The organism is Streptomyces sp. OfavH-34-F (assembly GCF_022347745.1).
In the GTDB taxonomy this organism is placed as follows: domain Bacteria; phylum Actinomycetota; class Actinomycetes; order Streptomycetales; family Streptomycetaceae; genus Streptomyces.
The window spans coordinates 1-23497 of record NZ_JAKRGC010000080.1; the positions used below are offsets into that span (position 1 = coordinate 1).

The following is a 23497-nucleotide window of genomic DNA, read 5'->3' on the forward strand; positions in this document are numbered from 1 at the left end:
CCCGCGCCCAGCGTCGCCCAGCCGCCCCCGGTCGTCGGGTCGCGCAGGACGGCGAGCTGCGCCGGGCCCGCCGCCCGCAGCCGGGCCGAGGCGCGGGCCACCCGCTGGAGCTGGGTCAGCGCGATCATGCCCTCCTGCATCCGGCTGCCGCCCGTGGCGATGAGCGAGACGAGCGGCAGCCGCCGGGCCAGCGCCTCCTCGTACGCCGCCACCAGCCGGTCCCCGGTGCGCTGCCCCAGCGAGCCGCCCAGGAAGCCGAACTCGAAGGAGAGCAGGACGCAGGGGTGCCCGCCGACCTCGGCGGTGCCGTGCACGACGGATTCCCGCTCGCCGGTACGGGCGGTGGCGCGCGCCCTGGACTCCGCGTAACCGGTCCAGCCGAGCGGGCCGTCCCCGGTGGTGTCCCCCTCGGGCGCGGGCAGTTCCGTGAAATCGGCGGTGAGCGCGGCGATCGCCCCGCGTGCCGTCAGCCGCTCAGCCATGGAGGGCCCGCTTCATGATCTTCCCCAGGTCGTTGCGGGGGAGCGCGTCCAGGTAGCGGACGGTGCGCGGGCGCTTGTGCGGCGCCAGCTGGGCCGCCACATGGTCCGCCAGCTCGTCGGCGGACGGCGGGGCGGCGGGGTCGGCCGGCACCACCCAGGCCGTGATCCGCTCGCCGAGATCGGGGTCGGGTTCGCCGGTGACCGCCGCCTCGCGCACGCCGGGATGGTCGAGCAGCGCGTTCTCGATCTCGCCGGCCCCGATCTTGAACCCGCCGCTCTTGATGAGGTCGGTGGCCTTGCGGCCGACGATGCGCACATAGCCGTCCGGGTCGAGCACCGCCATGTCGCCCGTGCGGAACCAGCCGTCGTCGGTGAGCGCGGCGGCGGTCGCGTCGGGCCGGTTCAGATAGCCGGTGAACAGGTTCGGGCCGCGCACCTGGATCTCGCCGATGGCGTCCGGGTCGGCGAGCGGACCGCCGTCCTCCTCCACCAGGCGCAGCTCCACCCCGCGCAGCGGCGGGCCGACCGTGCCGGGGCGCGGGGCCCCGTCGGCCCGCATGCCCGTGTTCATCAGGGTCTCCGTCATGCCGTACCGCTCGATGACGCGGCGGCCGGTCGCCGCCGCGATGCGCTCGTGGTCGTGGACCGGCAGGGCGGCCGAACCGGAGACGAGCAGCCGGGCGCCCGCGAGGGCCTTCGCCAGCCCGGCGGACTCCGCCGGATCGGCCAGCGCCTCCGCGAGCCGGTGGTACATGGTCGGTACGCCGAACAGCATCGTGCCGCCCGAGGCCAGCTCGCGCTCCACGCCCTCGGGCGAGAACCGGCCCAGATGGCGCACCGAGCCGCCCCGGCGCAGGGGGCCCAGCACGCCGAGGATCAGCCCGTGCACGTGGAACAGCGGCAGCGCCTGGACGAGGACGTCGTCGGCGGTCCACTCCCAGGCGTCCTCCAGCGCGTCCAGCGAGGCGGCGAGCGCCCGGCGCGGCAGCACGGCGCCCTTCGGCGGGCCGGTCGTGCCGGAGGTGTAGACGACGAGGGCGGCGGACTCCGGGTCCGGCTCGGGGAGCGCGGCGGGGGAGGGGCCGCCCTGCGGCGCGGTGGGGACGTCCAGGCGGGCCAGGCCGGCCAGCGCGGGCGGGAGGTCGTCGCCGGGGGCGGCCAGGACCAGGTCCGGGGCGCTGTCCGTGACGATGTGCGCCAGCTCCCGCCCGCCCGTCCTCGGGTTCAGCGGGACGGCCGGCACCCCGGCCCGGAGCGCGGCCACCACCGCGACGACGGTGTGGGCGGTCGGTGTGGCCCACACGGCCACCCGGACCGCGCCGGCCAGCCGGGCCGCGAGCGCGGCCGTGACCTCGGCGAGGCCGGAGTACGTGAGGGCGACGTCGTCGAACCGGACGGCTTCGCGGGCGGCCGCCGGACCGGTCGCGTCCTGGAGTGCGGGCAGAAGTGGCATCACCCTGCGCACCCTAGAGCGATCCCGCCGCCCCGGCCCTCGAAAGCGCCTCGAATGAGGCCCACGCCTCACCCCGCGCGCGCACCCCGCGCCCTCACCCGTCCCGCTGGACGGTGCGCATCCGCCCGTACGCGTACACACAGCCCGCCAGCGCCAGGTCGGACAGGAGCATGAAACCGATCGAGTACGAGTCCTTCGCGCTGTAGATCGCGCCCATCACCAGCGGCGGCACGAATCCGCCGAGCCCGCCCATCGCGCCGACGATCCCGGTCACACTGCCGACCTTCGCCTGCGGGGTGACCTGCGAGACCAGGGCGAAGACGCTGCCGCTCGCCGTGCCCAGACCCGCCGCCATCACCAGCAGCGCCACCGTGCCCGTCGGGTCCAGCCGCGGCTCGAACGCCTGGACGATCGCCATCAGGGCGGCCACCCCGAGCACCGCCGAGGTCACGAGCGCCGGATGGACCCGGTCGGACAGCCAGCCGCCGATCGGCCGGAAGACGACCGTCACCAGGGCGAACCCGGCCGCCTTGGTCCCGGCGTCGGTCGGCGTCAGCTCGTACCACGTCTTCAGGTACGTCGGCAGGTACACCCCGAACGCGACGATCCCGCCGAAGCCGATCGCGTACAGCGCGGACAGCTCCCAGGTCACCCGCAGCCGGCCCGCCGCCCCCAGCCGGTGCACCAGCGAGTCGGTCGGCACCTGCCGGTCGGGGTGGTCGTTCACGAGCACCGCCGCGAGCGCCGCGTACACCACCAGCGCCCCGGCGACCACGAGGAAGGGCAGGTTGTCGCCGTGCTCGGCGATGCGCGGCGTGAAGTAGCCCGACAGCGCGACCCCGCCCATGCCCATGCCGAAGACGCCGAGCGCCAGACCGCGCTTGGCGGGCGGGAACCACGAGTTGACCAGCGGGATGCCGATCGCGAACGTCGTACCGCCGATGCCCAGCAGAAAGCCCACGGCCAGCATCGCGCCGTACGAGTTCTTCGCCGGGATCAGCAGCAGCACCGGCAGGATCGTCAGCGCCGAGGTGAGCGGGAACATCAGCCGCGCCCCGTACCTGTCGGTCAGCGCGCCCACCGGGATGCGGCCCAGCGAACCGACCAGCACCGGCACGGCGACCAGCAGGGACTGCTGGAACGAGTTCAGGTCGAGCCGGTCCTTGTAGTCGCCCGACATGGGCGCGATCAGGTTCCAGGCCCAGAACGTGAGCGTGAAACCGACGGTGGCCATGATCAGGTTGCGGTAGGCGGCGGCGGAGCCCGCGCGCGGGGGTGACTGCTTCACGGCTGTGTCCACACAGCCAGTCAAGGCGGGACACGGCAGGCGAGCGCGTCGGCCTGAGCCGTACGGGGGACGGCTCCCCGCCCCTCGCGTACGCGCCGAAGCTGCGACAATTGGGGGCATGGATCGTCTGGACAGGGAAATCCTCGGCGTTCTCCAGGAGGACGCCCGGATCTCGTACCGCGACCTCGGCGTACGGGTCGGACTCAGCGCCAACGCGGCGGCCGACCGGGTCAGACGGCTGCGCAAGGACGGCGTGATCCGCGGCTTCACCGTGATCATCGACCCGGCCGCCGACACCCGCACCGGCCTCGTCGTCTTCATCGACGTCACCCTGCGCATCGACACCACCAACGAGACGTTCGAACGGGCGGTGCTGGCCCTGCCCGGCATCACCGAAGTGGTGCACGTGACGGGCGGCCACGACTACCTCGTACGCGCCACCGCCGCCGACACCGCCGCCCTCGACACCCTGCTGCGCCGCCTCAAGCGCGAGGCGGGCGTCGCCCACTCCCACACCCGCGTGGCGCTCAGGGCCGCCCCCGGACAGTGACGGCACCGCTCACAGCGGGGCCTGCCACACCACCGCGGGCGTCCGCGATCCGTCCGGCTCCCGCCCGTCGTCCGCGACCGTGAGCCGGACCGCGTCCCGCCCGTCCGGCAGGGCGGCCGTCGCGTCCACCACCACCTCGATCGCCGACACCCCGGCCCGCCGGTGCGCCGCCGCGAGCGCGCCCCGCAGCGCCGCCAGCAGCCGCTTGCCGACCGGCTCCGGAACCAGCGCGTCCACCGCCCCCGCGAACCGCACCGACGGCTGGAAGCCGAGCACCGCAGCCGCGCCCCCGGTCTCCCGCAGCACCTGGCCCCGGAAGGTGGCCGGGGCGTCGGCGGGCGGCTGCTGGAGCGCGAAGATGGCCGTCCGCACCTCCTGGATCGTCGAGTCCAGCTCGTCGATCGCCCGGCCGAGCAGCTCGGCCGTCTCCCCGGCCCCGGCCCTGCGGCGCGTCGACTCCAGCATCATCTCGGTGGCGAACAGCCGCTGGACGACCAGGTCGTGCAGATCGCGGGCGATCCGGTCGCGGTCCTCGTACACCGCCAGCCGCTCCCGGTCCTGCTGCGCGTCCGCGAGCACCAGGGCCAGCGCCGCCTGCGAGGCGAACTGCGCGGCCAGCAGCCGGTCCACGTCGCCGTACGGGCGGGCGCCGCGGCGCCGGGGCAGCGCCAGCGTGCCGATGAGCCGGCCCCCGCTCTGCAGCGGCAGCATCATGCTCGGGCCGAACCGCGACCGCACCGGGGTGGTCATCCGGGGATCGGTCGCCGAGTCCTCGATGAAGACCGCCTCGCCGCCCAGCAGCTGCTCCAGGACGGGCGAACCCGGCGCGATCGCCGTGCCCACCAGGCCGGCCGGGTCCTCCCGGGTGTCGGCGGCGACGATCTCCATCCCGCCGTCCCCGGTGGGCTGGAGGATCACCCCGGCCGCCGCGTCGCTCAGGATGCGGGCCCGCTCGGCGACGGTCGTCAGCGCGTCGGACAGGTTCTCGCCGGTGAGCAGGGTGGTGGTGACGGCCGCCGCGCCCTCGATCCAGCGCTCCCGGCGGCGGGCGCTCTCGTAGAGCCGGGCGTTGCCGATGGCGATGCCGGCCTGCGCGGCCAGCACCTTCAGCAGTCCGGCGTCGGTTTCGGTGAAGTGCCCGGTGTGCTTCTCGGCCAGGTAGATGTTGCCGAAGACCTCGTGGTGGACCCGGATCGGGGCGCCGAGGAACGAGCGCATCGGGGGATGGCCGGGCGGCAGGCCGGCGGCGCGCGGATCGGTGGTCATGTCGTCGGAGCGCAGCGGTTCCGCCGCCTCCGTGAGCGCGCCGAGCAGCCCGCTGTGCCCGTCCGGGAAGTCGCCGACGGCGGCCTGCTCCTCCTCGGTCATCCCGCAGACGTACAGCTCGCGGATCGTGCCCCGGCCGGGGTCGAGGACGCCGAGCGCCCCGTAGCGCGCGGCGGTCAGGGCGGTCGCGGTGTCGATGATCTGCTGGAGCGTGGCCCTGAGTTCGAGGTCCGAGCCGACACTCAGCACCGCCTCCAGGAGCCGGGGGAGCAGCGGCGAGCGCGGCAGGCCGCCCTCCTGCGGCTCGTCGGGCGTCCGGTCGCCCACCGTCGGCTCCCGCCGCCGGGTCAGCTCGCCAGCGGGTCGAGGACCATGGGGCTGATCTCGCCCTCCAGCATCGCGCCCAGGCCCAGGATGGAGCAGGTGTCGGGCCGTTCCGCGATGTGCACCGGCACCCCGGTCGCCTCGCGCAGCATCTGGTCCAGGCCGGGCAGCAGGGCGCTGCCGCCGACCATGGTGATCCCGCAGTCCGCGAGGTCGGCGACCAGATCGGGCGGGCACTCCCGCAGCACCTTGCCGACGCCGTCCAGGACGGCGGTGAGCGGGCGGTGGATCGCCTGCCGGATCGCGGCGGTGTCCACCTGGACGGTCCGGGCGAGCCCGGTGGCCACGTCCCGGCCGTGGATCTCGGTGACCCTGGGGCCCTGGGTGGTCAGCCCGTTGTCGCTGAGCGCGAGCTGGAGGGGGCGCACGGACTGGCTGGGCAGCATCAGCTCGTGGTACTGGCGCAGGTGCTGGATGACCGCGTGGTCGATCGCGTCGCCGCCGATCGGCAGCCGTACCGCCGTCACGATCGAGCCCAGCGAGAGCACCGCGATCTGCGTCGTCGCCGCCCCGCACACCATGATCATGGTCGCGGTCGGCTGCTCGACCGGCAGCCCGCAGCCGACGGCCGCCGCGATCAGGGTGTCCACCAGCTCCACCCGCCGGGCGCCGAGGCCGACCAGGGTCTCCACGGAGGCCCGCCGGGCCAGCGGGTCGCTGTCGTGCGGGGTGCAGGCGGCGGCGCGCAGCCAGGGCTTGCGGCGCAACTGGCGGCGCAGCTTCTCGCCCAGCAGGTGCCGCAGCATCCGCTGGGCCATCTCGATGTCCACCACCGTCCCGCCGGAGACCGGGCGGGCCACCCTGATGTAGTCGGGGGTGCGGCCCGTCATCTGCTCGGCCAGCGCGCCCACGGCGAGCAGCGAGCCGGTCCGGGTGTTGACGGCGGCGACGCTCGGCTCGTCCACCACCAGGCCGGGGCCCTTGACGTACACACGGGTGCGGGAGGCCCCGAGGTCCACGGCGATGTGGCAACGGCGCAACTGCTCCAGGCTGACGGTCACGGCGGGTTCCTCCCGGAAGCGTTGAGGGGGACCGACGGGCAGCCGGCTCTCCTGAAAGCCTGTGCCGTGCGGGGAGGCGCCGCCCGCTGGGCTGAGCCGTAGGAGGGACCGTCCGACGGCGTCCCGGGCGCGCCCCGCGCGTCCGCCCCCCCGGGCCCCCTGCCCCGCCGCCGTCACCCGCCGCCCGGCAGCACCCGCTGGAGCAACCCCCAGGTGAACTCGGCGACATGCGTGTCCGGGCCCGAGCCGATCGCCAGGGCCCAGCGGGTCGGCGCGCTCCCCTCCATCGGGCGGACCGGGGCGAAGGCGCGGGCCACCTCGTCCACCGTGCACGACCAGGGCGCCAGGTCCCCGACCGTCCGCAGCACCGGCGCCGCCGCCCCCGGCGCCCGGACCAGCCAGTCGTTCCACACGGCCCCGCCCGGCGCCACCATCACCTCGAACCGCAGCTCCGGCCAGAGCGGCACCGGCCACCACAGCACGTCACACTCCAGGTCGCCGACGACCCGGCGGCCGGTCCGCTCCGGCTCCCCGAGCACGGAGCGGTAGCGGCGCAGCGCGCCGCGTCCGCCCGGCGCCCGGACCATGGCCTGCCAGCGCCGGTTCGCCTCGCGCATCTCGGCGAGCGTGGCGCTCAGCTCGTGCCGGGCGTCCTCCACGAGGCCGGGCTGGTGGTCGGCCATCCGGCGCAACAGGACGAGCTGGAACTCACGGGGGCCGAAGGGGGCGGCGGAAGATGCGCTCATGGCCCCCATCGTGCCCGCCGCCCCGCCGGTCAGGCGTCCGGTTCGACGCCCAGCATCCGCCGCAGCAGGTCCCGCAGCACCGTGCGGTCCGCGTCCGACAGGCCGGCCAGCGGCTCCCGCGCGAAGTCCAGCGCGTCACGCAGCCGCGCGGCCGTCGCCGTTCCCCGCGCGGTGGGCGCGGCCAGCTTGACCCGGCGGTCGGCCGGGTCCGGGCGCCGCTCCACCAGGCCGCGCGCCTCCAGCCGGTCGACGATCCCGGTCACGTTGGACGGCTCGCACTTCAGCTTCTGGGCGATCCGGCGCATGGGCAGCGGCTCGACGGACAGCAGGCCCAGGACACGTGCCTGCGCGCCGGTGAGGCTGTGCGCGGCGGCGGCCTGCTCGTACTCCTCGTAGTAGCGCGCCACGACGGTGCCGATCAGCTCGATGACTTCGAGGGTCAGGGGATCAGTGCGCGAGGAGGCCATGACACACAGGATACCCAGTTGCTTGACAACATGAAATATCCAGGAGCATGGTTGTTTCATGTGGTGAAGCTTTTCGCCGCGTCCCGGGCCCACGCCCCCGAGGCGACCGGGCCCGCCCGTGAACCCGCCCCCCACCCCGAGGAGACCCGAGCCCATGTCCGCTCTTCCCGCGTCCGGCCGTGAATGGCACCTGGTGGCCCGCCCGCACGGCTGGCCGAAGGCCGAGGACTTCGCGCTGCGTGAGGCGCCGGTCGCTGCCCCCGCCGAGGGCCGTGTCCTCGTGCGCAACCTGCACTTCTCCGTCGACCCGTACATGCGGGGCCGGATGAACGACGTGAAGTCCTACACCCCGCCCTTCAAGCTGGACCACCCCATGGACGGCGGCGCCGTCGGCGAGGTCGTCGCGTCCGCGGCCGAGGGCTTCGAGGTCGGCGACCACGTCCTGCACGGCCTCGGCTGGCGCGAGTACGCGAGCGTCCCCGCCCAGCACGCGGTCAAGGTCGACGCCTCGCTCGCCCCGCTCTCCGCCTACCTCGGCGTGCTCGGTATGACCGGGCTCACCGCCTACGCCGGCCTGTTCGACGTGGCCTCCTTCAAGGAGGGCGACGCCGTGTTCGTCTCCGGCGCAGCCGGGGCGGTCGGCAGCCAGGTCGGCCAGATGGCGAAGATCAAGGGCGCCTCCCGCGTCATCGGCTCCGCCGGCTCCGACGAGAAGGTCAAGCTCCTCACTGAGGAGTACGGCTTCGACGCCGCCTTCAACTACAAGAACGGCCCGGTCGCCGAGCAGCTGCGCGCGGCCGCCCCGGACGGCATCGACGTCTACTTCGACAACGTCGGCGGCGAGCACCTGGAAGCCGCGATCTCCTCGTTCAACGTGCACGGCCGCGCCACCATCTGCGGCATGATCGCCCAGTACAACGCCACCGAGCCCAGCCCCGCCCCGCGCAACCTCGCGCTGGTCATCGGCAAGCGGCTGCGCCTCCAGGGCATGCTCGTCGCCGACCACTCCGACCTCCAGGACCAGTTCGTGCACGAGGTGGCCGGCTGGCTGGCCTCCGGCGAGCTGAAGTACCGCGAGACGGTCGTCGAGGGCATCGAGAACGGCGTCGACGCCTTCCTCGGGCTGCTGCGCGGCGAGAACACCGGCAAGATGATCGTCTCCCTCGGCTGAACCGCCCCGTCCGGCACCCGTTAGTCTCCATCCAGGCCGCCGCGATCGTGGGCGCGAGTCGCGGCGCACAGCAGGAGGAATCCTCAGCATGACCATTCAGGACATATCCGTCGCATACACCGCCGTCGCCACCGCCGAGAACGGCCGGGACGGCCGCGTCGCCTCGGACGACGGCAAGCTCGACGTCGTCGTCAACCCGCCGAAGGAGATGGGCGGCAGCGGCGCCGGCACCAACCCGGAGCAGCTGTTCGCCGCCGGCTACAGCGCCTGCTTCCAGGGCGCGCTGGGCGTCGTCGCCCGCCAGGAGAAGGCCGACATCTCCGGCTCCACGGTCACCGCGGCGGTCTCCATCGGCAAGACCGCGGCCGGCGGCTTCGGCCTGGAGGTCGCCATCACCGCGACCATCCCGAACGTCGACGAGGAGACCGCGCGGGCACTCGTCGAGAAGGCCCACCAGGTCTGCCCGTACTCCAACGCCACCCGCGGCAACATCAAGGTGGAGCTGACGGTCGCCTGACCGTTCCCGCACCGCACGCCGAGCCCCGCCCCGGTCCCGTTAGGCTGACGCCATGCGTGATCTCGGGGCGGGGCTCGGCTTTCTGATCAGGGGCCAGCGCTGGGTGTTCGGCCACGGCAAGTGGTTCGGCATCGGGCTGCTGCCCGGCCTGGTCACCCTCGTGCTGTACGCGGGCGCCCTCGTCGGCCTCGGCTACGGCGCCGACGACCTGGTGACGTGGGCGACCCCGTTCGCCGACGACTGGTCCTCGCCCTGGTCCGGGCTGCTGCGCACCGCGCTGACCGTGCTCGTCTTCGTCCTCGGCCTCTTCCTGGCCGTGGTCACCTTCACCGCCGTCACCCTGCTGGTCGGCCAGCCCTTCTACGAGTCGCTGTCCGAGGAGGTCGAGCGCACCGAGGGCGGCACGGTCCCCGAATCCGGACTGCCGCTCTGGCGGGAACTGTGGATCTCCGCCCGCGACAGCGTGCGCGTCCTGGTGCGGGTCGGGCTGTACGCGGTCCTGCTCTTCGCCCTCGGCTTCGTGCCCGTCGCCGGGCAGACCGTCGTCCCCGTCATCGGCTTCTGCGTGACCGGGTACTTCCTCGCCGAGGAGCTGACCGCGGTCGCCCTCCAGCGCCGGGGCATGGCCCTGAAGGAACGCCTCGCCCTGCTGCGGGGCCACCGCATGCGCACCCTCGGCTTCGGCGTCCCGCTGGGCCTGGCCTTCATGCTGCCGTTCGTCGCCGTGTTCCTCATGCCCGGTGCCGTCGCCGGGGCCACCCTGCTGGCCCGCGGCCTGGTGGGCGAGGACGGGCGGGACGAGGACGACGACGAGGCGGCCGGGCGTGCGGCGGCCGGCAAGGGGAGAACGGCCGCCGAGGGCTGAACGGCCCGCCCGTCAGCGCACCGAGAACCCGTACACCGTCGTCGACGCGTACTCCTCGCCCGGCCGCAGCACCGTGCTCGGGAACTCCGGACGGTTCGGCGAGTCCGGGAAGTGCTGGGTCTCCAGGGCGATCCCGGCGCACGGGCCGAACGGCCGCCCGTCGAGGTGGTCCGCCGTGTACAGCTGGAGCCCGGGCTCCGTCGTCGTCACCGTCAGGACCCGCCCCGACGCCTCGTCGTACAACTCGGCCGCCGGGACCGTACCGTCCGCGTCGAGCACGTAGTTGTGGTCGTACCCCGCGGTCACCGGCCTCGGCTCGCGGAAGTCGAACCGGGTGCCCGCCACCGGCAGCACCTCACCGGTCGGCAGCGACTCCGCGTCCACCGGGAGGACCGCCCCGGCCGCGATCCGCAGCCGCTGGCCCAGCGCGCTGCCGCGGTCCGCGCCCGCGAGGTTCCAGTAGCTGTGGTTCGTCAGGTTCACCACGGTCGGCGCGTCCGTCACCGCGCGGTACGCGAGGCGCAGCCCGCCGTCCTCGTCCAGGGTGTACGCCGCCGTCACCTCCACGCGGCCCGGGAAGCCCTCCTCGCCGTCCGCCGAGACCAGCGACAGCTCCACCCCGTCCGCGATCTCCCGCGCGTCCCAGACCCGCTTGTCGAAGCCGCGCGCCCCGCCGTGCAACTGGTTGCGGCCCTCGTTGCGGGTGAGGTGGTGGATGCGGCCGTCCAGTTCGAAGGCGGCCCCGCCGATCCGGTTGGCGTACCGGCCGACCAGCGCCCCGAAGTAGGGGCTCGCGTACTCCTGGTACGAGGCCAGGTCCGGCAGCCCGAGCGCGATCCCGGCCCGCACCCCGTCACGGTCCGGCACCCCGACCGACTGCACGATGCCGCCGTACGTGAGGACCCGCACCCGCGTGCCGTCCCGCTCCAGCGTCCAGCGGTGCACGGCGGTGCCGTCCGCGAGCGTGCCGAAGTGTTCCGTGCCGATCGCCGTGTGCGTACCCGTCTCCATGATCAACGACTCTACGCGGGGGGACGGGCCGCCGTGACGTTCCGGTAGGCGATCTCGGCGAGTCGTGCCTGCCCGTTGATGCCCGGATGGAACCAGTCCCACTGGCTGAGCTGCTTACCGGTGAACCGGTAGTCGAACACCGCCCCGCCGTCGTACCGGCAGCGGCTGTCCTTCGCGCACACCTCGCGCAGCACCTCGTTGTACGCCACCACGCGCTCGCGCACCGCCGTGCGCCGCTCCACCGCCGCCGCGCTCATGTCGTCCGCGTCGCTCAGCATCGACTTGCAGATGCCCAGCTTCCAGATCTGCTTGCCCAGCGGATTGGCCCGCCCCTGCGACCACAGCCGCTTCAGGTCCGGCACGCTCGACACGTACACCTGCGCCTTCGGCGCCCCGGCGCGCAGCTTGCGCATCGACACCTCGAACGACCTGCGGAAGTCCGCCACCGGGGTCATCGCCCGCACCGAGTCGCGGCAGGCGTCGTTGGCCCCGATCATCACCGTCACCAGATCCGGGTCCTCGGCCGCCGCCAGCTCCATCTGCTCCGGCAGCTGGGCCATCCGGGCGCCCGACACCGCGTGGTTCCAGCTGCGGTCGGCGGCGCCGGCCGTGCCGAGCAGCCGCACCGCCAGACTCCGTACGGACGTGTCCGTCCCGGTCGACCAGGAGACCTCGGGGCAGTCGGCCAGCACCGAGCACGCGTCGAAGCCGCGCGTGATGGAGTCACCGACGGCCGCGATCGACGCCGGGCTCGGATTCCAGACCGGCCCCGCCGCCGGGGTCGGCCGGCGCTCCGCCGGCGCCGCCCCCTTCGTCGTCCCGCCGGACCCCGAGTCGCAGCCGGCCAGCGCGGCCGTACCGACGCAGGCCAGCGCCGCCAGCCCGGCCAGGGCGGTGCGCGAGCGGTGCCGTACGGACGGGTCGGGCATGGCCTGGTCTCCTCCTGTTCGTGCCCGACGCTCCGCCGGGTGAAGACTGAGGCCGACCGGCGAATGGAGGGCCCCGTGAGCGACGGTACGTCACCCCCGCGCCCCGCGGGCGCGGTAGCTTTTCCCCGGCGCACCCGAGGGGCGCGCGACGCCCGGCTCCACTCGGGTGGCATCCGAACATCACACCACGTCACATACTGTCGCTTTTCCGGAGAATAACTCCCGATGCTGTTTACTGATGACAGGCCGCTGGGAAAGGCGAACCTCGTCCCACACTGGAGGTCCCGGTGACGACACGTGGAGTCCTGTACGTTCACTCCGCACCGCGCGCGCTCTGCCCCCACGTCGAGTGGGCGGTGGCGGGTGTCCTCGGTGGGCGGGTGCAGCTCGACTGGATCAGACAGCCGGCCGCCCCCGGCACCTGGCGCTCCGAGTTCTCCTGGAAGGCCCGCTCCGGCACCGCCTCGGAACTGGCGTCGGCGCTGCGCGGCTGGGACCTGCTCCGCTTCGAGGTGACGGCGGAGCCCTCTCCCTCGGCGGAGGGCGAGCGCTACAGCTCGACGCCCGCGCTGGGCATCTTCCACGCCGTCACCGGCATGCACGGCGACATTCTCGTCCCGGAGGACCGCCTGCGCGCCGCGCTGGCCCGCTCGGCGGCCGGGGAGACGGACCTGGCCGCGGAGATCGCGGGGCTCCTGGGCAAGCCCTGGGACGACGAGCTGGAGCCCTTCCGCCACGCGGGCGAGGGCGCGCCCGTCCGCTGGCTGCACCAGGTCGTGTAGCCCACCCGCTCCCGCGTCGCCGCCGCACACGACGAAGCCCGCGCCCCCCAACAGGGGGACGCGGGCTTCACGCGTACGTGTCAGACGCTGCGGAACGCCAGGACCACGTTGTGGCCGCCGAAGCCGAACGAGTTGTTGATCGCCGCGATCGGACCCTCGGGCAGCGCGCGGGGCGCGTCCCGGACGATGTCCGCGTCGATCGACTCGTCCAGGTTCTCCACGTTGATCGTGGGCGGAGCCATCCGGTGGTGCAGCGCCAGCACCGTCGCCACGGTCTCGATGCCGCCGGCGCCGCCGAGCAGATGACCCGTCATCGACTTCGTCGCGGAGATCGCGACGTGGTCCAGGTCCTCGCCCAGCACCGCGCGCAGTGCCTTGACCTCCGCGATGTCACCCTGCGGGGTGGACGTCGCGTGGGCGTTGAGGTGGGCGATCTCCGACGGCTTGAGGTCCGTCTGGTCCAGCAGGTTCCGCATCGCCGCGGCGATCCCGCGGCCCGTCGGCTCCGGCTGCGCGATGTGGTGCGCGTCGGCGGACAGCCCCTGCCCCAGCACCTCGCAGTAGACCCGCGCACCGCGCTTCGCCGCGTGCTCCGCGGACTCCAGCACGACGACACCGGCACCCTCGCCGAGGACGAAGCCGTCACGGCCCACGTCGTACGGGCGCGAGGCCTTCTCCGGCTCCTCGTTGTTCTTGGACATCGCCATCATGTTGGCGAAGGCGGCGATCGGCAGCGGGTGGATCGCCGCCTCGGTGCCGCCGGCGAGGACCACATCGGCACGGCCGGTGCGGATCATCTCGACGGCGTACCCGATCGCCTCGGCACCCGACGCGCAGGCGGAGACCGGGGTGTGGACGCCCGCCTGGGCGTTCACCTCGATGCCCACATTCGCGGCCGGACCGTTGGGCATGAGCATGGGCACGGTGTGCGGGGAGACGCGGCGTACGCCCTTCTCCTTCAGCACGTCGTACTGGTCGAGCAGGGTGATCACGCCGCCGATGCCGGAGGCGATGACCGAACCCAGCCGCTCGGGCTGGATCGTTTCGTCCTCACCGGCCTTGCCGGTGAAGCCCGCGTCCGCCCACGCCTCACGGGCCGCGATCAGCGCGAACTGCGCCGAGCGGTCCAGTCGGCGGGCGAGCGGACGGGGCAGGACGTCGGCGGGATCGACGGCCGCCAGGGCCGCGATCCGGACGGGCAGTTCGGCGAAACGTTCGCCCTCGAGGGGCTTGACGCCGGAACGGCCCGCCATCAGGCCCTCCCAGGTCGATGCGGAATCGCCACCCAGCGGAGTGGTTGCGCCGATACCGGTGACGACCACGGTGCGATTGGTCGAGTTCACTGGAAAATCTTCTCCACGTGTAGGGGGTCGTGAATCAGCGGCGTCACCGCCGGGTGGCGAGACACGAACCGGCTGGATCAGTCCTGGTGCTTGAGGATGTAGTCCGCGGCGTCGCCGACGGTCTTGAGGTTCTTGACGTCCTCGTCGGGGATCTTCACGTCGAAGCGCTCCTCGGCGGCGACGACGACCTCGACCATGGACAGCGAGTCGACGTCGAGGTCGTCCGTGAAGGACTTCTCCAGCTTGACGTCCTCGGCCGGGATACCGGCGATCTCGTTGACGATGTCGGCGAGACCCTTGACGATCTCTTCCTGCGTGGCGGCCATGACGGCGCTCCTTCGGTGTATTTCTGCTGGGTTCGGGCGTCCGGGCGAAAGGCCCGGTGTGCCTAGGGGAGAGTAACGACCGTCGCGGCGTAGACGAGACCCGCCCCGAAGCCGATGACGAGCGCGGTGTCGCCGCTCTTGGCCTGGCCGGTCGCCAGGAGCCGCTCCATCGCGAGCGGAATCGAGGCGGCGGAGGTGTTGCCGGTGGTCTCCACGTCACGGGCGACCGTGACGCTCTCCGGAAGCTTGAGCGTCTTCACCATCGAGTCGATGATCCGCATGTTGGCCTGGTGCGGGATGAAGACGTCCAGGTCCTCGGGAGCGATCCCGGCCGCGTCCAGCGCCTGCTGGGCGACCTTGGCCATCTCGAAGACGGCCCAGCGGAAGACCGCCTGGCCCTCCTGCGTGATGGCCGGGAACTTGGCGTCTCCGGGCCGGTACTCGGTCCAGGAGACGGTCTGCTTGATCGTCTCGGCCTTGTCCCCCTCGGAGCCCCAGACCGTCGGGCCTATGGCGGGCACCTGGGACGGGCCGACGATGACCGCGCCCGCGCCGTCGCCGAAGAGGAACGCCGTCGCCCGGTCGGTGAGGTCGGTGAGGTCGCTCAGCCGCTCCACGCCGATGACCAGGACGTACTCCGCCGAGCCCTCGACGATCATGCCCTTGGCCAGGGTCAGCCCGTAGCCGAAGCCCGCGCAGCCGGCCGAGATGTCGAAGGCGGCGGGCTTGCCGGCGCCGACCTTGTGGGCGATCTCGGTCGCGATGGCCGGGGTCTGCTTGAAGTGCGAGACGGTGGAGACGATCACGGCGCCGATCTGCTCCGGCGTGATCCCGGCGTCCGCGACGGCCTTGCCGGCCGCCTCGACGGACATCGCCGCCACGGTCTCCTGCTCGGAGGCCCAGTGCCGGGTCGCGATGCCGGAGCGGGAACGGATCCACTCGTCGGACGAGTCGATCGTCTCCAGGATGACCTCGTTGGGCACCACCCGGGTCGGGCGGTAGCCGCCGACGCCCATGATCCGCGCGTACGGAGCGCCCTGGCTGGGCTTGATCTTCGACATGCTCTCGGGCTCCTTACCGGGCACCCGTGTGCTCAGCGATGAGCGCGCGGGCCGCGTCGAGGTCGTCGGGGGTCTTGAGCGCGAGGGTCCGCACACCGGGCAGCGCCCGCTTGGCCAGACCGGTGAGCGTGCCGCCGGGGCACGCCTCGATGAGCGCGGTGACGCCGAGCGCCTCGAAGGTCTCCATGCACAGGTCCCAGCGGACCGGGTTGGCGACCTGGCCCACGAGCCGGGTGATGACCTCGTGGCCGGTGGCCACGGTCTTGCCGTCGGCGTTCGAGACGTACGTCACGGAGGGGTCGGAGACGTCGAGGTCCCCGGCCGCCGCGCGCAGCCGCTCCACCGCGGGCGCCATGTGGTGGGTGTGGAACGCGCCGGCCACCTTCAGGGCCACCACGCGGCGCACCCCCTCCGGCTTGTCCTCGCTGAGCGCGGCGAGCTGCTCGGCGGTGCCGGCGGCGACGATCTGGCCGCCCCCGTTGACGTTCGCCGGGGTCAGCCCGAGCTTCTCCAGGTGGGCCACGGTGACCTCGGGGTCGCCGCCGAGCAGCGCCGCCATCCCGGTCTCGGTGACCGCCGCGGCATCCGCCATGGCGAGGCCGCGGGTGCGTACGAAGCGGAGCGCGGCCTCGTCGCCGATGACTCCGGCGAGGGCGGCGGCGGTGATCTCACCGACACTGTGGCCGGCGACGACAGCCGGCGAGGCGCCGAGCGCGCCGGCCGACAGCAGACCGGCGGCGACCAGCAGCGGCTGGGCCACCGCGGTGTCGCGGATCTCCTCCGCGTCGGCCTTGGTGCCGTAGTGGGCGAGGTCGAGCCCGATGGCCTCGGACCAGGCCGCGACGCGGTCGGTGGCGCCGGGGAGGTCGAGCCAGGGAGTCAGGAAGCCGGGCGTCTGAGCGCCTTGGCCGGGAGCGACGAGTACGAGCACCCTCACACTCTCTCTTGTGAACGGTCCGGAACACCCGTGGGGACAGGGACCAAGAACCGTAGGGGGAATTGTTGATGTCCGACAAAAGTCTAGGACTGCGTATCCCGGTCGGCCAGACGCCCCAGGATGAGGGCGATGCGCAGCGTGAACGCCGAGCGGACATCGGAAGGTGACCAGCCGGTGACGTCTGTCACACGTCGGAGCCGGTAGCGCACGGTGTTGGGATGCACGAACAGCATCCGGGCCGCGCCCTCCAGGCTGCTCGCCTGCTCCAGATACACGCTCAGCGTCTCCAGGAGAGCGGAGCCCGCCTCCTCCAGCGGTCTGTAGATCTCCTCCACCAACTGCTCCCGCGCGGCGGGGTCGCCCGCCATCGCGCGCTCCGGGAGCAGATCGTCCGCGAGCACCGGCCGCGGCGCGTCCTGCCAGGCCCCGCACGCCTTGAGCCCGGCCGCCGCGGCCTGCGCGGACCGGGTCGCGGCCAGCAGGTCCGCCACCACCGGTCCGGCCACCACGGGGCCCGCCGCGTACGGCCCGATCAGGGCCTTCGCCACCTGGAGGGGGTTGTCGCTGCCGCCCGCGATGACGACCAGCCGGTTGCCGAGCACCCCGGTCAGGACCTGGAGCTTGGCGTGCCGGGCGGCGCGCCGGATCGCCTCCACGGTCAGTTCGCTGTCCCCGTCCGGGGCGGTGCCGAGCAGTACGCAGACGTGCTCCGGCGAGTTCCAGCCGAGCGCGGCGGCCCGCGAGACGGCGCCCTCGTCGGCCTCGCCGGAGAGCACCGCGTTCACCACGAGCGACTCCAGCCGGGCGTCCCAGGCGCCCCGTGCCTCGGCCGCCTGCGCGTACACCTGGGCGGTCGCGAAGGCGATCTCGCGGGCGTAGACGAGCAGCGCCTCCCGGAGGGCGGACTCGTCGCCGGGCGCGGCCACCTCGTCGATCGCGGCCTCCATGACCTCGATCGTCGTCCGCACCATCTCGACGGTCTGCCGCAGCGTGATCGCCCGCGTCAGCTCGCGCGGCGCCGTCCCGAAGACATCGGTGGAGATGGCCTGCGGGGTCTCCGGATGCCGGAACCACTCGGTGAACGCGGCGATACCGGCCTGGGCGACCAGGCCGATCCAGGACCGGTTCTCCGGGGGCATCGCCCGGTACCACGGCAGCGACTCGTCCATGCGGGCGATCGCGTTGGCGGCCAGCCGGCCGGAGGACTGCTCCAGCCGTTTCAGGGTCGCGGCGTGGAGATGGGCGTCGTTCGCAGCGGGCTGCTCAGGATCGGGTCGGGGCACGGACACAAGACTGCCTTATCGGGACGGGTGCCCGAAGGGGCGGGGCCGCCGGGGGGCCGGCGACGGGCCGTACCGTCCGGTGCCACGGGCCTGTTCCCGTCCCCGGCTGGCTCGGGCGCGGGGGCCTCCCGCCCCCCGGCCGGCTTCGGTGCGGGCACCTTCCCGGGCCCGGCGGGCTACCGTGGACGGGTGATATCCGTACACCGCGCGGGCGACCGGTTCGAGGGCGGGGACCGGGCGGCCGGCATCGAGTCCCGGCACTCCTTCTCCTTCGGCACCTTCTACGACCCCGACAACCTCCGCTTCGGCCCGATCCTGGCCTGCAACGAGGAGCGGCTGGCCCCCGGCGCGGGCTTCGAGGAGCACCCGCACAGCCACACCGAGATCGTCACCTGGGTCGTCGAGGGCGAGCTGACCCACCGCGACACGGCCGGGCACGCCACCGTCGTACGGGCCGGTGACCTCCAGCACCTCAGCGCCGCCTCCGGCGTCCGCCACGTCGAACGCAACGACGGGGACGTCCCGCTGACGTTCCTTCAGATGTGGCTGGCCCCCCTCGAACCGGGCGGCGACCCGGTGTACACGACGGTCCCCGGCATCGCGGACTCCACCCCCTACGCCCTCCCCGAGTCCGGCGCCATGCTCCAGGTGCGCCGGCTCTCCGAGGGCGAGCGCACGGCGGTGCCGGACGCGCCGAAGGTGTACGTCCACGTCGTACGCGGCGCGGTGGCCCTCGGCGACGAGCGGATGACGCCCGGCGACGCGGCCCGGATCACCGGCGAGGCGGGGCTGGAACTGGTCGCCGGCGAGGCGGCGGAGGTGCTGATGTGGGAGCTGCCGGACTGAACGGGGCGTCTCCGCGGGCGCCTGCCGGACCGAAGGGCGTGGCGCGGCAGGCCGGGCTCACGAGGCGCCGGCGTGGCGCCACATCGACCACATCGGCGGGCCCGAGCGGAAGGTCATCTCCTCCTGGAGGGTGAACCCGTGCCGTTCGTAGAACGTCAGATTGCGTCGGTTGCTCGACTCCAGGAACACCGGCCGTCCGTCGGCGTCCGCCCGTTCCAGCAGCGCGCCCAGCACCCGCGAGCCTCGCCCGGTGCCGCGCGCGTCGGCGTGGGTGCCGATGTACTCGACGTACCAGTGCTCGGGACCGGCCGGGTGGCGGTGCTCCATGGCGAGCAACCGTATCCCCGTACGCGGCAGTTGGGCCCGCCCCGCGCGCAGCAGTGTCCCCGCGTTCCGCAGCAGGTAGCTCACCGGGAGTTTCCACCGTCCCGGCTCCGCCCAGATCGCGGCCACCGTCCGTTCCGGATCGGTCCACACCCGGCCCGCCGGGACCTGCTGGGCGAGATGCGCGGTGAACAGCAACCGCAGCCTGCGGTCCCGGTCGTGCGGCATCAGCCAGGACCAGACGGGATCCTCGACGTAGGCACTGGCGAGCACACCGGCCAGCGCGGGCACGTCGGAGGCGGTGGCGCGGACGATGTCGGTCATGGGCGGGGAGGTTAGCGGCAGCCGGGGACCGGACACCACCGTCGCGGCAGGACCGGTGGCCGACGCGGCCGGCGGGTGCGGGCCGGGGCGGCCGGGTGCCGCCTGCCCAAGGGCTACGAGGGTGGCATCCCGGGTCTGGAGCACATGGTGATCCTCGGAGGGCGGATTCCGGTCAGGCCCGGGCGGAGCGCTGTCCTCCGGGGCGGACGGTGCCTACCTTTGTCTCCCCGGCGGGCGGGTGGGGGAGGCTGAGGCGATGTCAGGTCCGTGGCCCGGTCCGGGAACGGGGCCGCCCTCTCCTCTGTTCCCGCCTCTGTTCCCGCGTATGGGCGTGGTCTTCGGTGATGCTCTCCGGGTGCTGTTCCGGTCGCTGGGGCAGGTTCTGGCAGCGCTGTTGCTCGCGGAGCTGGCGATCTTCCTGCTGACGATCGCCACCCTCGCCGGCATGTACGCGCTTCGGGGAGGGCCCGACGCGACCGGCATGGAACCGGACTTCTTCCTGGACATGGTCCTGGTCGTCCTCCTGCCCTTCGTCGTCGCCGTCTACGGCACCCAGGGGGCCGTGGCGGCCCTGGCCGCCGCCCTGGCGCAGTTGAACGGGACCGGGGCGCGGGTCACGGTGCGCGGTCTTGTGGGGGCGAGCGTGCGCCGAATCCCCGGCGCGACCGGGGGCTACCTGCTGTCCTTCTTCCTGCTGCCCCTCATGCTGACCCCGCTCGCGCCGGTCGCGGTCCGGTTCTGGGTGCTGTACGCGCTCGCTCCGTCGGTCATGGGCCACGAGGGTGTGGGCATGCTCCGGGCCCTGGGCCGGGCACAGCAGCTGACCAGGGGAGCTTGGTGGCGGACGTTCCGGCCCCTGGCACTCGCGGCGCTGCTGGTGATCGGCATGGACCTGATGCTCGGCTTCGTTCCCTTCCCATCGTTGCTGGACTCCGGGTACGGGAACGGGTCCGGGGATCTCGCCGGCCGACTCGGGCTCGTCGGCCTCACCGTCGGCCTCGTCGCGGGGTTCGTCGCCGTGCTGACGGTCCAGGTCGCCTTCATCCACCTGGTCGGTGACCGGCTCTACCAGGCGTTGAGGGAGCGCGAGGCCGCCCTCGCGCGGCCGTACGTGTAACCCCGACCGCCGCCGGACTGGCCGGAGGGGTTACGAGGACGCCAGCTCCGCCAGCACCGCGTCCGTGAACGCCGGCCACACCTCGACCGCCCACGGGCCGAAGGCCCGGTCGGTGAGGGCGACGCAGGCGGCGCCCGCCACCGGGTCGACCCACAGGAAGGTGCCGGACTGGCCGAAGTGGCCGAAGGTCGCGGGGGAGGAGGACGCGCCGGTCCAGTGCGGCGACTTGGAGTCGCGGATCTCGAAGCCGAGGCCCCAGTCGTTGGGGTTCTGGTGGCCGTAGCCCGGCAGGACGCCCTTGAGGCCGGGGTGGACGACGGTCTGCGCGGCGAGCACCGTGCGCGGGTCGAGCAGCCGGGGCGCCTGCACCTCGGCCGCGAAGCGCACCAGATCGCCGACCGTGGAGACGCCGTCCTTGGCGGGGGAGCCGTCGAGCGTCGTGGCGGACATCCCCAGTGGCTCCAGGACCGCCTGGCGCACGTACTCCGGGAACGGGATGTCGGTGGCCTTGGCGATGTGGTCGCCCAGGACCTCGAAACCGGCGTTGGAGTACAGGCGCCGGCTGCCGGGCGGGGCCATCACCCGGTGCTCGTCGAAGGCGAGGCCGCTGGTGTGGGCGAGGAGGTGGCGTACGGTCGAGCCCTCGGGGCCCGCCGGCTCGTCCAGTTCCACGGCACCTTCCTCGTACGCCACCAGCGCCGCGTAGGCGGCGATCGGTTTGGTGACGGACGCGAGGGGGAAGCGGTGCGCGGTCGGGCCGTGCGCACCGGCGACCGTGCCGTCCGCTCGTACGACGGCCGCCGCCGCGTGGGGGACGGGCCAGTTCTCGATCATCGCCAGGCTCTGCATGCGTACGAGAGTAGATTCCTGATCCCGGTCGCCGGAAACCCGCACCCGTCGGTGCTTGCTTCGAGTGCACTCCAACGTCATAGCGTGGAGGCATGACGGTGATGGAGACCACTTCGACACGGACCGACCTCTGCGCCTCCGCGCCCTCGGCGCACCCGCGACCCGACGGGCAGGACCGGTACACGATCAGCGAGGTGGCCGCGTTCACCGGCCTGACCGCCCACACGCTGCGCTGGTACGAGCGGATCGGCCTCATGCCCCACGTGGACCGCTCGCACACCGGCCAGCGCCGCTTCACCAACCGCGACCTGGACTGGCTCGCCTTCGTCACCAAGCTGCGGCTGACCGGCATGCCGGTCGCCCACATGGTCCGCTACGCCGAACTGATACGCGAGGGCGACCACACCTTCGAGGAACGCCAGGAACTGCTGGAGGCGACCCGCCGCGACGTGCGGACGCGGATCGCGGAGCTCCAGGACACCCTGGCCGTACTGGACTACAAGATCGACTTCTATGCGGGCGCCCGCCGGGCGCCGGAAGGGCCCGGGGTCTGATGACCGACGACAAGATCGCCACCACCGAGCTGGGGAGAGGGGGCCCGCAGGTCGGGGTCCAGGGCCTCGGCTGCATGGGCATCAGCGAGTTCTACGGCGACACCGACGAGGTTTCGGCGCGCGAGACGCTGGAAACGGCGCTGGAGGTGGGCGTCACCCTCTTCGACACCGCCGACATCTACGGCAGCGGCGCCAACGAGACCTTCCTCGCGCCGTTCGTCGCGGCGCACCGCGACGAGATCACCCTCGCCACCAAGTTCGGCATCGAGCGGCGCGAGGCGGACCCGGACTTCCGGGGCGTCAACAACCACGCCGCGTACATCCGCACGGCCGTCGAGGGGAGCCTGCGCCGGCTCGGCACCGACGTCATCGACCTCTACTACATGCACCGCCGCGACCCGGAGGTGCCGTTCGCCGAGTCCGTCGGTGCGATGGCCGAGCTGGTGAAGGAGGGCAAGGTCAGGCAGCTGGGGCTCAGCGAGGTCACCGGCCCCGAACTGCGCGAGGCGTACGCCGTCCACCCCATCGCCGCCCTCCAGTCCGAGTGGTCCCTCTTCAGCCGCGACGTGGAGCACAGCGCGGTGGCGGCGGCGGCCGACCTGGGCGTCACCGTCGTGCCGTACTCGCCGCTGGGCCGGGGCTTCCTCACCGGCTCCTTCGCGGACGCGGGCAAGGAGCTGTCCCAGGGCGACTTCCGCGCCTCGCAGCCCCGGATGACCGGCGAGAACGCGAAGACCAACGCGGCCCTCCTGGAGCCGGTCCGCGAGATCGCCGCCGCGCACGGGGCGACCGCCGGGCAGATCGCGCTCGCCTGGGTCCAGCAGCGCGCCCGGGTCCACGGCGTCCCCGTCGTCCCGATCCCCGGCACCCGCAGGCGCCACCGCCTGCTGGAGAACGCGGCCGCCACCCGCATCACGCTCACCGACGGCGAACTGGCCCTCCTGGAGCCGATCGCCGGCCGGGTCGCGGGCGACCGCTACTCGGACATGAGCCTGACCTCGCTCGCCCGGGAGTAGCTCATGGCCGTTCAGCGCATGGACAACGTCGGCATCGTCGTCGAGGACCTGGACGCCGCCGTGGCCTTCTTCGAGGAACTCGGCCTGGAGACGCAGGGGCGCGGGGAGGTCCGGGGCGGGTTCGCCGACCGGTGCACCGGACTCGACGGCGTCCACTGCGAGATCGCGATGATGCGCACCCCGGACGGCCACAGCCGGCTGGAACTCGCGGCCTACCGCAGCCCCGCCCTGATCGACGCCCCGCGCGACCGGCCGCACAACGTGCTGGGCACGCACCGCGTGATGTTCGCCGTGGACGACATCGAGGACACGGTCGCCCGGCTGCGCGCCCACGGCGGTGAACTCGTCGGCGGCATCGCGCGGTTCGAGGACAGCTACCTGCTCTGCTACCTGCGCGGCCCGGGCGGCATCATCGTCGGCCTGGCGGAGGAACTGGGCGGATAGCCGGTGGCGGCGGCGGTGGCGGTGCCCGGGGCGGGCGCGGGCGCGGGTCGGTCGTACGCGGTCCGGCCGTACGCGCCCCGGGCGATCGCCGCGAACGTGCGCAGCGACCGCGTGCCCGGCGCGAAGTAGCCGGTGTGCCCCTCGGCGTCCTCGGCGGGGAC

The 23497-nt window shown here is 73.3% G+C and carries 26 protein-coding genes and 1 pseudogene; 10 read left to right on the top strand and 17 right to left on the bottom strand.

Translation table 11 applies throughout. The annotated features are described in order from the left end of the window. The 3 genes from MHW47_RS14805 to MHW47_RS14815 all read right to left on the bottom strand — a co-directional run. The coding region (locus MHW47_RS14805) for a carboxyl transferase domain-containing protein (RefSeq protein ID WP_275449208.1) at positions 1 to 482 on the bottom strand (482 nt) is incomplete at its 3' end. Further along, a complete protein-coding gene (locus MHW47_RS14810) occupies positions 475 to 1935 on the bottom strand; it encodes an acyl-CoA synthetase (RefSeq protein WP_239223561.1) in 1461 nt (486 codons plus the stop codon). The genes MHW47_RS14810 and MHW47_RS14805, both read right to left, overlap by 8 nt. Positions 1936 to 2029: 94 nt before the next feature. Beyond that, positions 2030 to 3235, bottom strand: coding sequence for a NarK/NasA family nitrate transporter (locus MHW47_RS14815; RefSeq protein ID WP_239223562.1), 1206 nt, complete (start codon positions 3233 to 3235; stop codon positions 2030 to 2032). Between the two features lie 106 nt (positions 3236 to 3341). On the opposite strand from MHW47_RS14815, the gene MHW47_RS14820 reads away from it, so the two are divergent. Further along, on the top strand, positions 3342 to 3773 hold the full coding sequence (locus tag MHW47_RS14820) for an Lrp/AsnC family transcriptional regulator (RefSeq protein WP_239223563.1): 432 nt from the start codon (positions 3342 to 3344) through the stop codon (positions 3771 to 3773). 9 nt (positions 3774 to 3782) lie between these two features. Here the strand turns inward: MHW47_RS14820 and MHW47_RS14825 are convergent, their stop codons facing one another. From MHW47_RS14825 to MHW47_RS14840, 4 genes are all read right to left on the bottom strand, one after another. Further along, positions 3783 to 5366: a GAF domain-containing protein gene (locus MHW47_RS14825; RefSeq protein ID WP_239223564.1), complete on the bottom strand. Its 1584-nt coding sequence runs from the start codon at positions 5364 to 5366 to the stop codon at positions 3783 to 3785. A gap of 20 nt (positions 5367 to 5386) precedes the next feature. Next, a complete protein-coding gene (locus tag MHW47_RS14830; protein ID WP_239223565.1) occupies positions 5387 to 6424 on the bottom strand; it encodes a rod shape-determining protein in 1038 nt (345 codons plus the stop codon). Positions 6425 to 6597: 173 nt separating this feature from the next. Next, complete coding sequence (locus MHW47_RS14835) at positions 6598 to 7179, bottom strand: hypothetical protein (protein ID WP_239223567.1); 582 nt, start codon at positions 7177 to 7179, stop codon at positions 6598 to 6600. Between the two features lie 20 nt (positions 7180 to 7199). Further along, positions 7200 to 7637 carry a MarR family winged helix-turn-helix transcriptional regulator gene (locus MHW47_RS14840; RefSeq protein WP_239223569.1) on the bottom strand — a complete coding sequence of 146 codons (438 nt, stop codon included), beginning with the start codon at positions 7635 to 7637 and terminating at the stop codon, positions 7200 to 7202. Positions 7638 to 7791: 154 nt separating this feature from the next. Between MHW47_RS14840 and MHW47_RS14845 the strand changes: the two genes are divergently transcribed. From MHW47_RS14845 to MHW47_RS14855, 3 genes are all read left to right on the top strand, one after another. Beyond that, on the top strand, positions 7792 to 8808 hold the full coding sequence (locus MHW47_RS14845; RefSeq protein WP_239223570.1) for an NADP-dependent oxidoreductase: 1017 nt from the start codon (positions 7792 to 7794) through the stop codon (positions 8806 to 8808). Positions 8809 to 8896: 88 nt separating this feature from the next. Further along, on the top strand, positions 8897 to 9325 hold the full coding sequence (locus MHW47_RS14850; RefSeq protein WP_239223571.1) for an organic hydroperoxide resistance protein: 429 nt from the start codon (positions 8897 to 8899) through the stop codon (positions 9323 to 9325). 52 nt (positions 9326 to 9377) lie between these two features. Further along, a complete protein-coding gene (locus tag MHW47_RS14855) occupies positions 9378 to 10190 on the top strand; it encodes an EI24 domain-containing protein (RefSeq protein ID WP_239223573.1) in 813 nt (270 codons plus the stop codon). Between the two features lie 12 nt (positions 10191 to 10202). On the opposite strand, the gene MHW47_RS14860 is transcribed toward MHW47_RS14855, so the two are convergent. Together MHW47_RS14860 and MHW47_RS14865 are read right to left on the bottom strand one after the other, a co-directional pair. Next, positions 10203 to 11201, bottom strand: coding sequence for an aldose epimerase family protein (locus MHW47_RS14860; RefSeq protein ID WP_239223574.1), 999 nt, complete (start codon positions 11199 to 11201; stop codon positions 10203 to 10205). 11 nt (positions 11202 to 11212) lie between these two features. Continuing rightward, a complete protein-coding gene (locus tag MHW47_RS14865) occupies positions 11213 to 12130 on the bottom strand; it encodes an SGNH/GDSL hydrolase family protein (RefSeq protein WP_239223575.1) in 918 nt (305 codons plus the stop codon). A gap of 287 nt (positions 12131 to 12417) precedes the next feature. Here MHW47_RS14865 and MHW47_RS14870 point away from each other — a divergent pair, with 287 nt between their 5' ends. Then, positions 12418 to 12912 carry a DUF3145 domain-containing protein gene (locus MHW47_RS14870; RefSeq protein WP_239223576.1) on the top strand — a complete coding sequence of 165 codons (495 nt, stop codon included), beginning with the start codon at positions 12418 to 12420 and terminating at the stop codon, positions 12910 to 12912. Between the two features lie 80 nt (positions 12913 to 12992). On the opposite strand, the gene fabF is transcribed toward MHW47_RS14870, so the two are convergent. The 5 genes from fabF to MHW47_RS14895 form a co-directional block, all read right to left on the bottom strand. Beyond that, positions 12993 to 14255 (bottom strand): beta-ketoacyl-ACP synthase II, encoded by a 1263-nt coding sequence (gene fabF / locus MHW47_RS14875; protein WP_239223578.1) that lies wholly within the window; start codon positions 14253 to 14255, stop codon positions 12993 to 12995. 77 nt (positions 14256 to 14332) lie between these two features. After that, on the bottom strand, positions 14333 to 14581 hold the full coding sequence (locus MHW47_RS14880; RefSeq protein ID WP_239223579.1) for an acyl carrier protein: 249 nt from the start codon (positions 14579 to 14581) through the stop codon (positions 14333 to 14335). A gap of 62 nt (positions 14582 to 14643) precedes the next feature. Further along, the gene (locus MHW47_RS14885; RefSeq protein ID WP_239223580.1) at positions 14644 to 15642 is read right to left on the bottom strand and encodes a ketoacyl-ACP synthase III; all 999 of its coding nucleotides are present in this window, start codon (positions 15640 to 15642) and stop codon (positions 14644 to 14646) included. Between the two features lie 13 nt (positions 15643 to 15655). Then, positions 15656 to 16573 (bottom strand): ACP S-malonyltransferase, encoded by a 918-nt coding sequence (locus MHW47_RS14890; RefSeq protein WP_239223589.1) that lies wholly within the window; start codon positions 16571 to 16573, stop codon positions 15656 to 15658. An 89-nt stretch (positions 16574 to 16662) separates the two neighbouring features. Then, entirely contained in the window at positions 16663 to 17862 is a 1200-nt protein-coding gene (locus MHW47_RS14895; RefSeq protein ID WP_239223581.1) for a CdaR family transcriptional regulator, read from the bottom strand. A 189-nt stretch (positions 17863 to 18051) separates the two neighbouring features. Here MHW47_RS14895 and MHW47_RS14900 point away from each other — a divergent pair, with 189 nt between their 5' ends. Continuing rightward, positions 18052 to 18708 carry a pirin family protein gene (locus MHW47_RS14900; protein WP_239223582.1) on the top strand — a complete coding sequence of 219 codons (657 nt, stop codon included), beginning with the start codon at positions 18052 to 18054 and terminating at the stop codon, positions 18706 to 18708. Positions 18709 to 18765: 57 nt separating this feature from the next. Here MHW47_RS14900 and MHW47_RS14905 read toward each other — a convergent pair whose 3' ends face one another. Beyond that, on the bottom strand, positions 18766 to 19356 hold the full coding sequence (locus MHW47_RS14905; RefSeq protein ID WP_239223583.1) for a GNAT family N-acetyltransferase: 591 nt from the start codon (positions 19354 to 19356) through the stop codon (positions 18766 to 18768). 325 nt (positions 19357 to 19681) lie between these two features. On the opposite strand from MHW47_RS14905, the gene MHW47_RS14910 reads away from it, so the two are divergent. After that, positions 19682 to 20473 (top strand): hypothetical protein, encoded by a 792-nt coding sequence (locus MHW47_RS14910; protein ID WP_239223584.1) that lies wholly within the window; start codon positions 19682 to 19684, stop codon positions 20471 to 20473. A 30-nt stretch (positions 20474 to 20503) separates the two neighbouring features. Here MHW47_RS14910 and MHW47_RS14915 read toward each other — a convergent pair whose 3' ends face one another. Further along, a complete protein-coding gene (locus MHW47_RS14915; protein WP_239223585.1) occupies positions 20504 to 21322 on the bottom strand; it encodes a serine hydrolase in 819 nt (272 codons plus the stop codon). Between the two features lie 92 nt (positions 21323 to 21414). Between MHW47_RS14915 and MHW47_RS14920 the strand changes: the two genes are divergently transcribed. Genes MHW47_RS14920 through MHW47_RS14930 form a run of 3 tightly spaced genes read left to right on the top strand, consistent with a single transcriptional unit; the run spans position 21415 to position 23336 of the window. Beyond that, positions 21415 to 21876, top strand: a complete 462-nt coding sequence (locus tag MHW47_RS14920; protein WP_239223586.1) for a MerR family transcriptional regulator — start codon at positions 21415 to 21417, stop codon at positions 21874 to 21876. Next, complete coding sequence (locus tag MHW47_RS14925; protein ID WP_239223587.1) at positions 21876 to 22892, top strand: aldo/keto reductase; 1017 nt, start codon at positions 21876 to 21878, stop codon at positions 22890 to 22892. Before MHW47_RS14920 ends, MHW47_RS14925 begins: the two co-directional genes overlap by 1 nt. 3 nt (positions 22893 to 22895) lie before the next feature. Further along, a complete protein-coding gene (locus MHW47_RS14930) occupies positions 22896 to 23336 on the top strand; it encodes a VOC family protein (RefSeq protein WP_239223588.1) in 441 nt (146 codons plus the stop codon). Here the strand turns inward: MHW47_RS14930 and MHW47_RS14935 are convergent. Continuing rightward, positions 23279 to 23497: pseudogene (locus MHW47_RS14935) on the bottom strand (hypothetical protein); the annotation flags it as partial. The gene MHW47_RS14930 and the pseudogene MHW47_RS14935 overlap by 58 nt on opposite strands.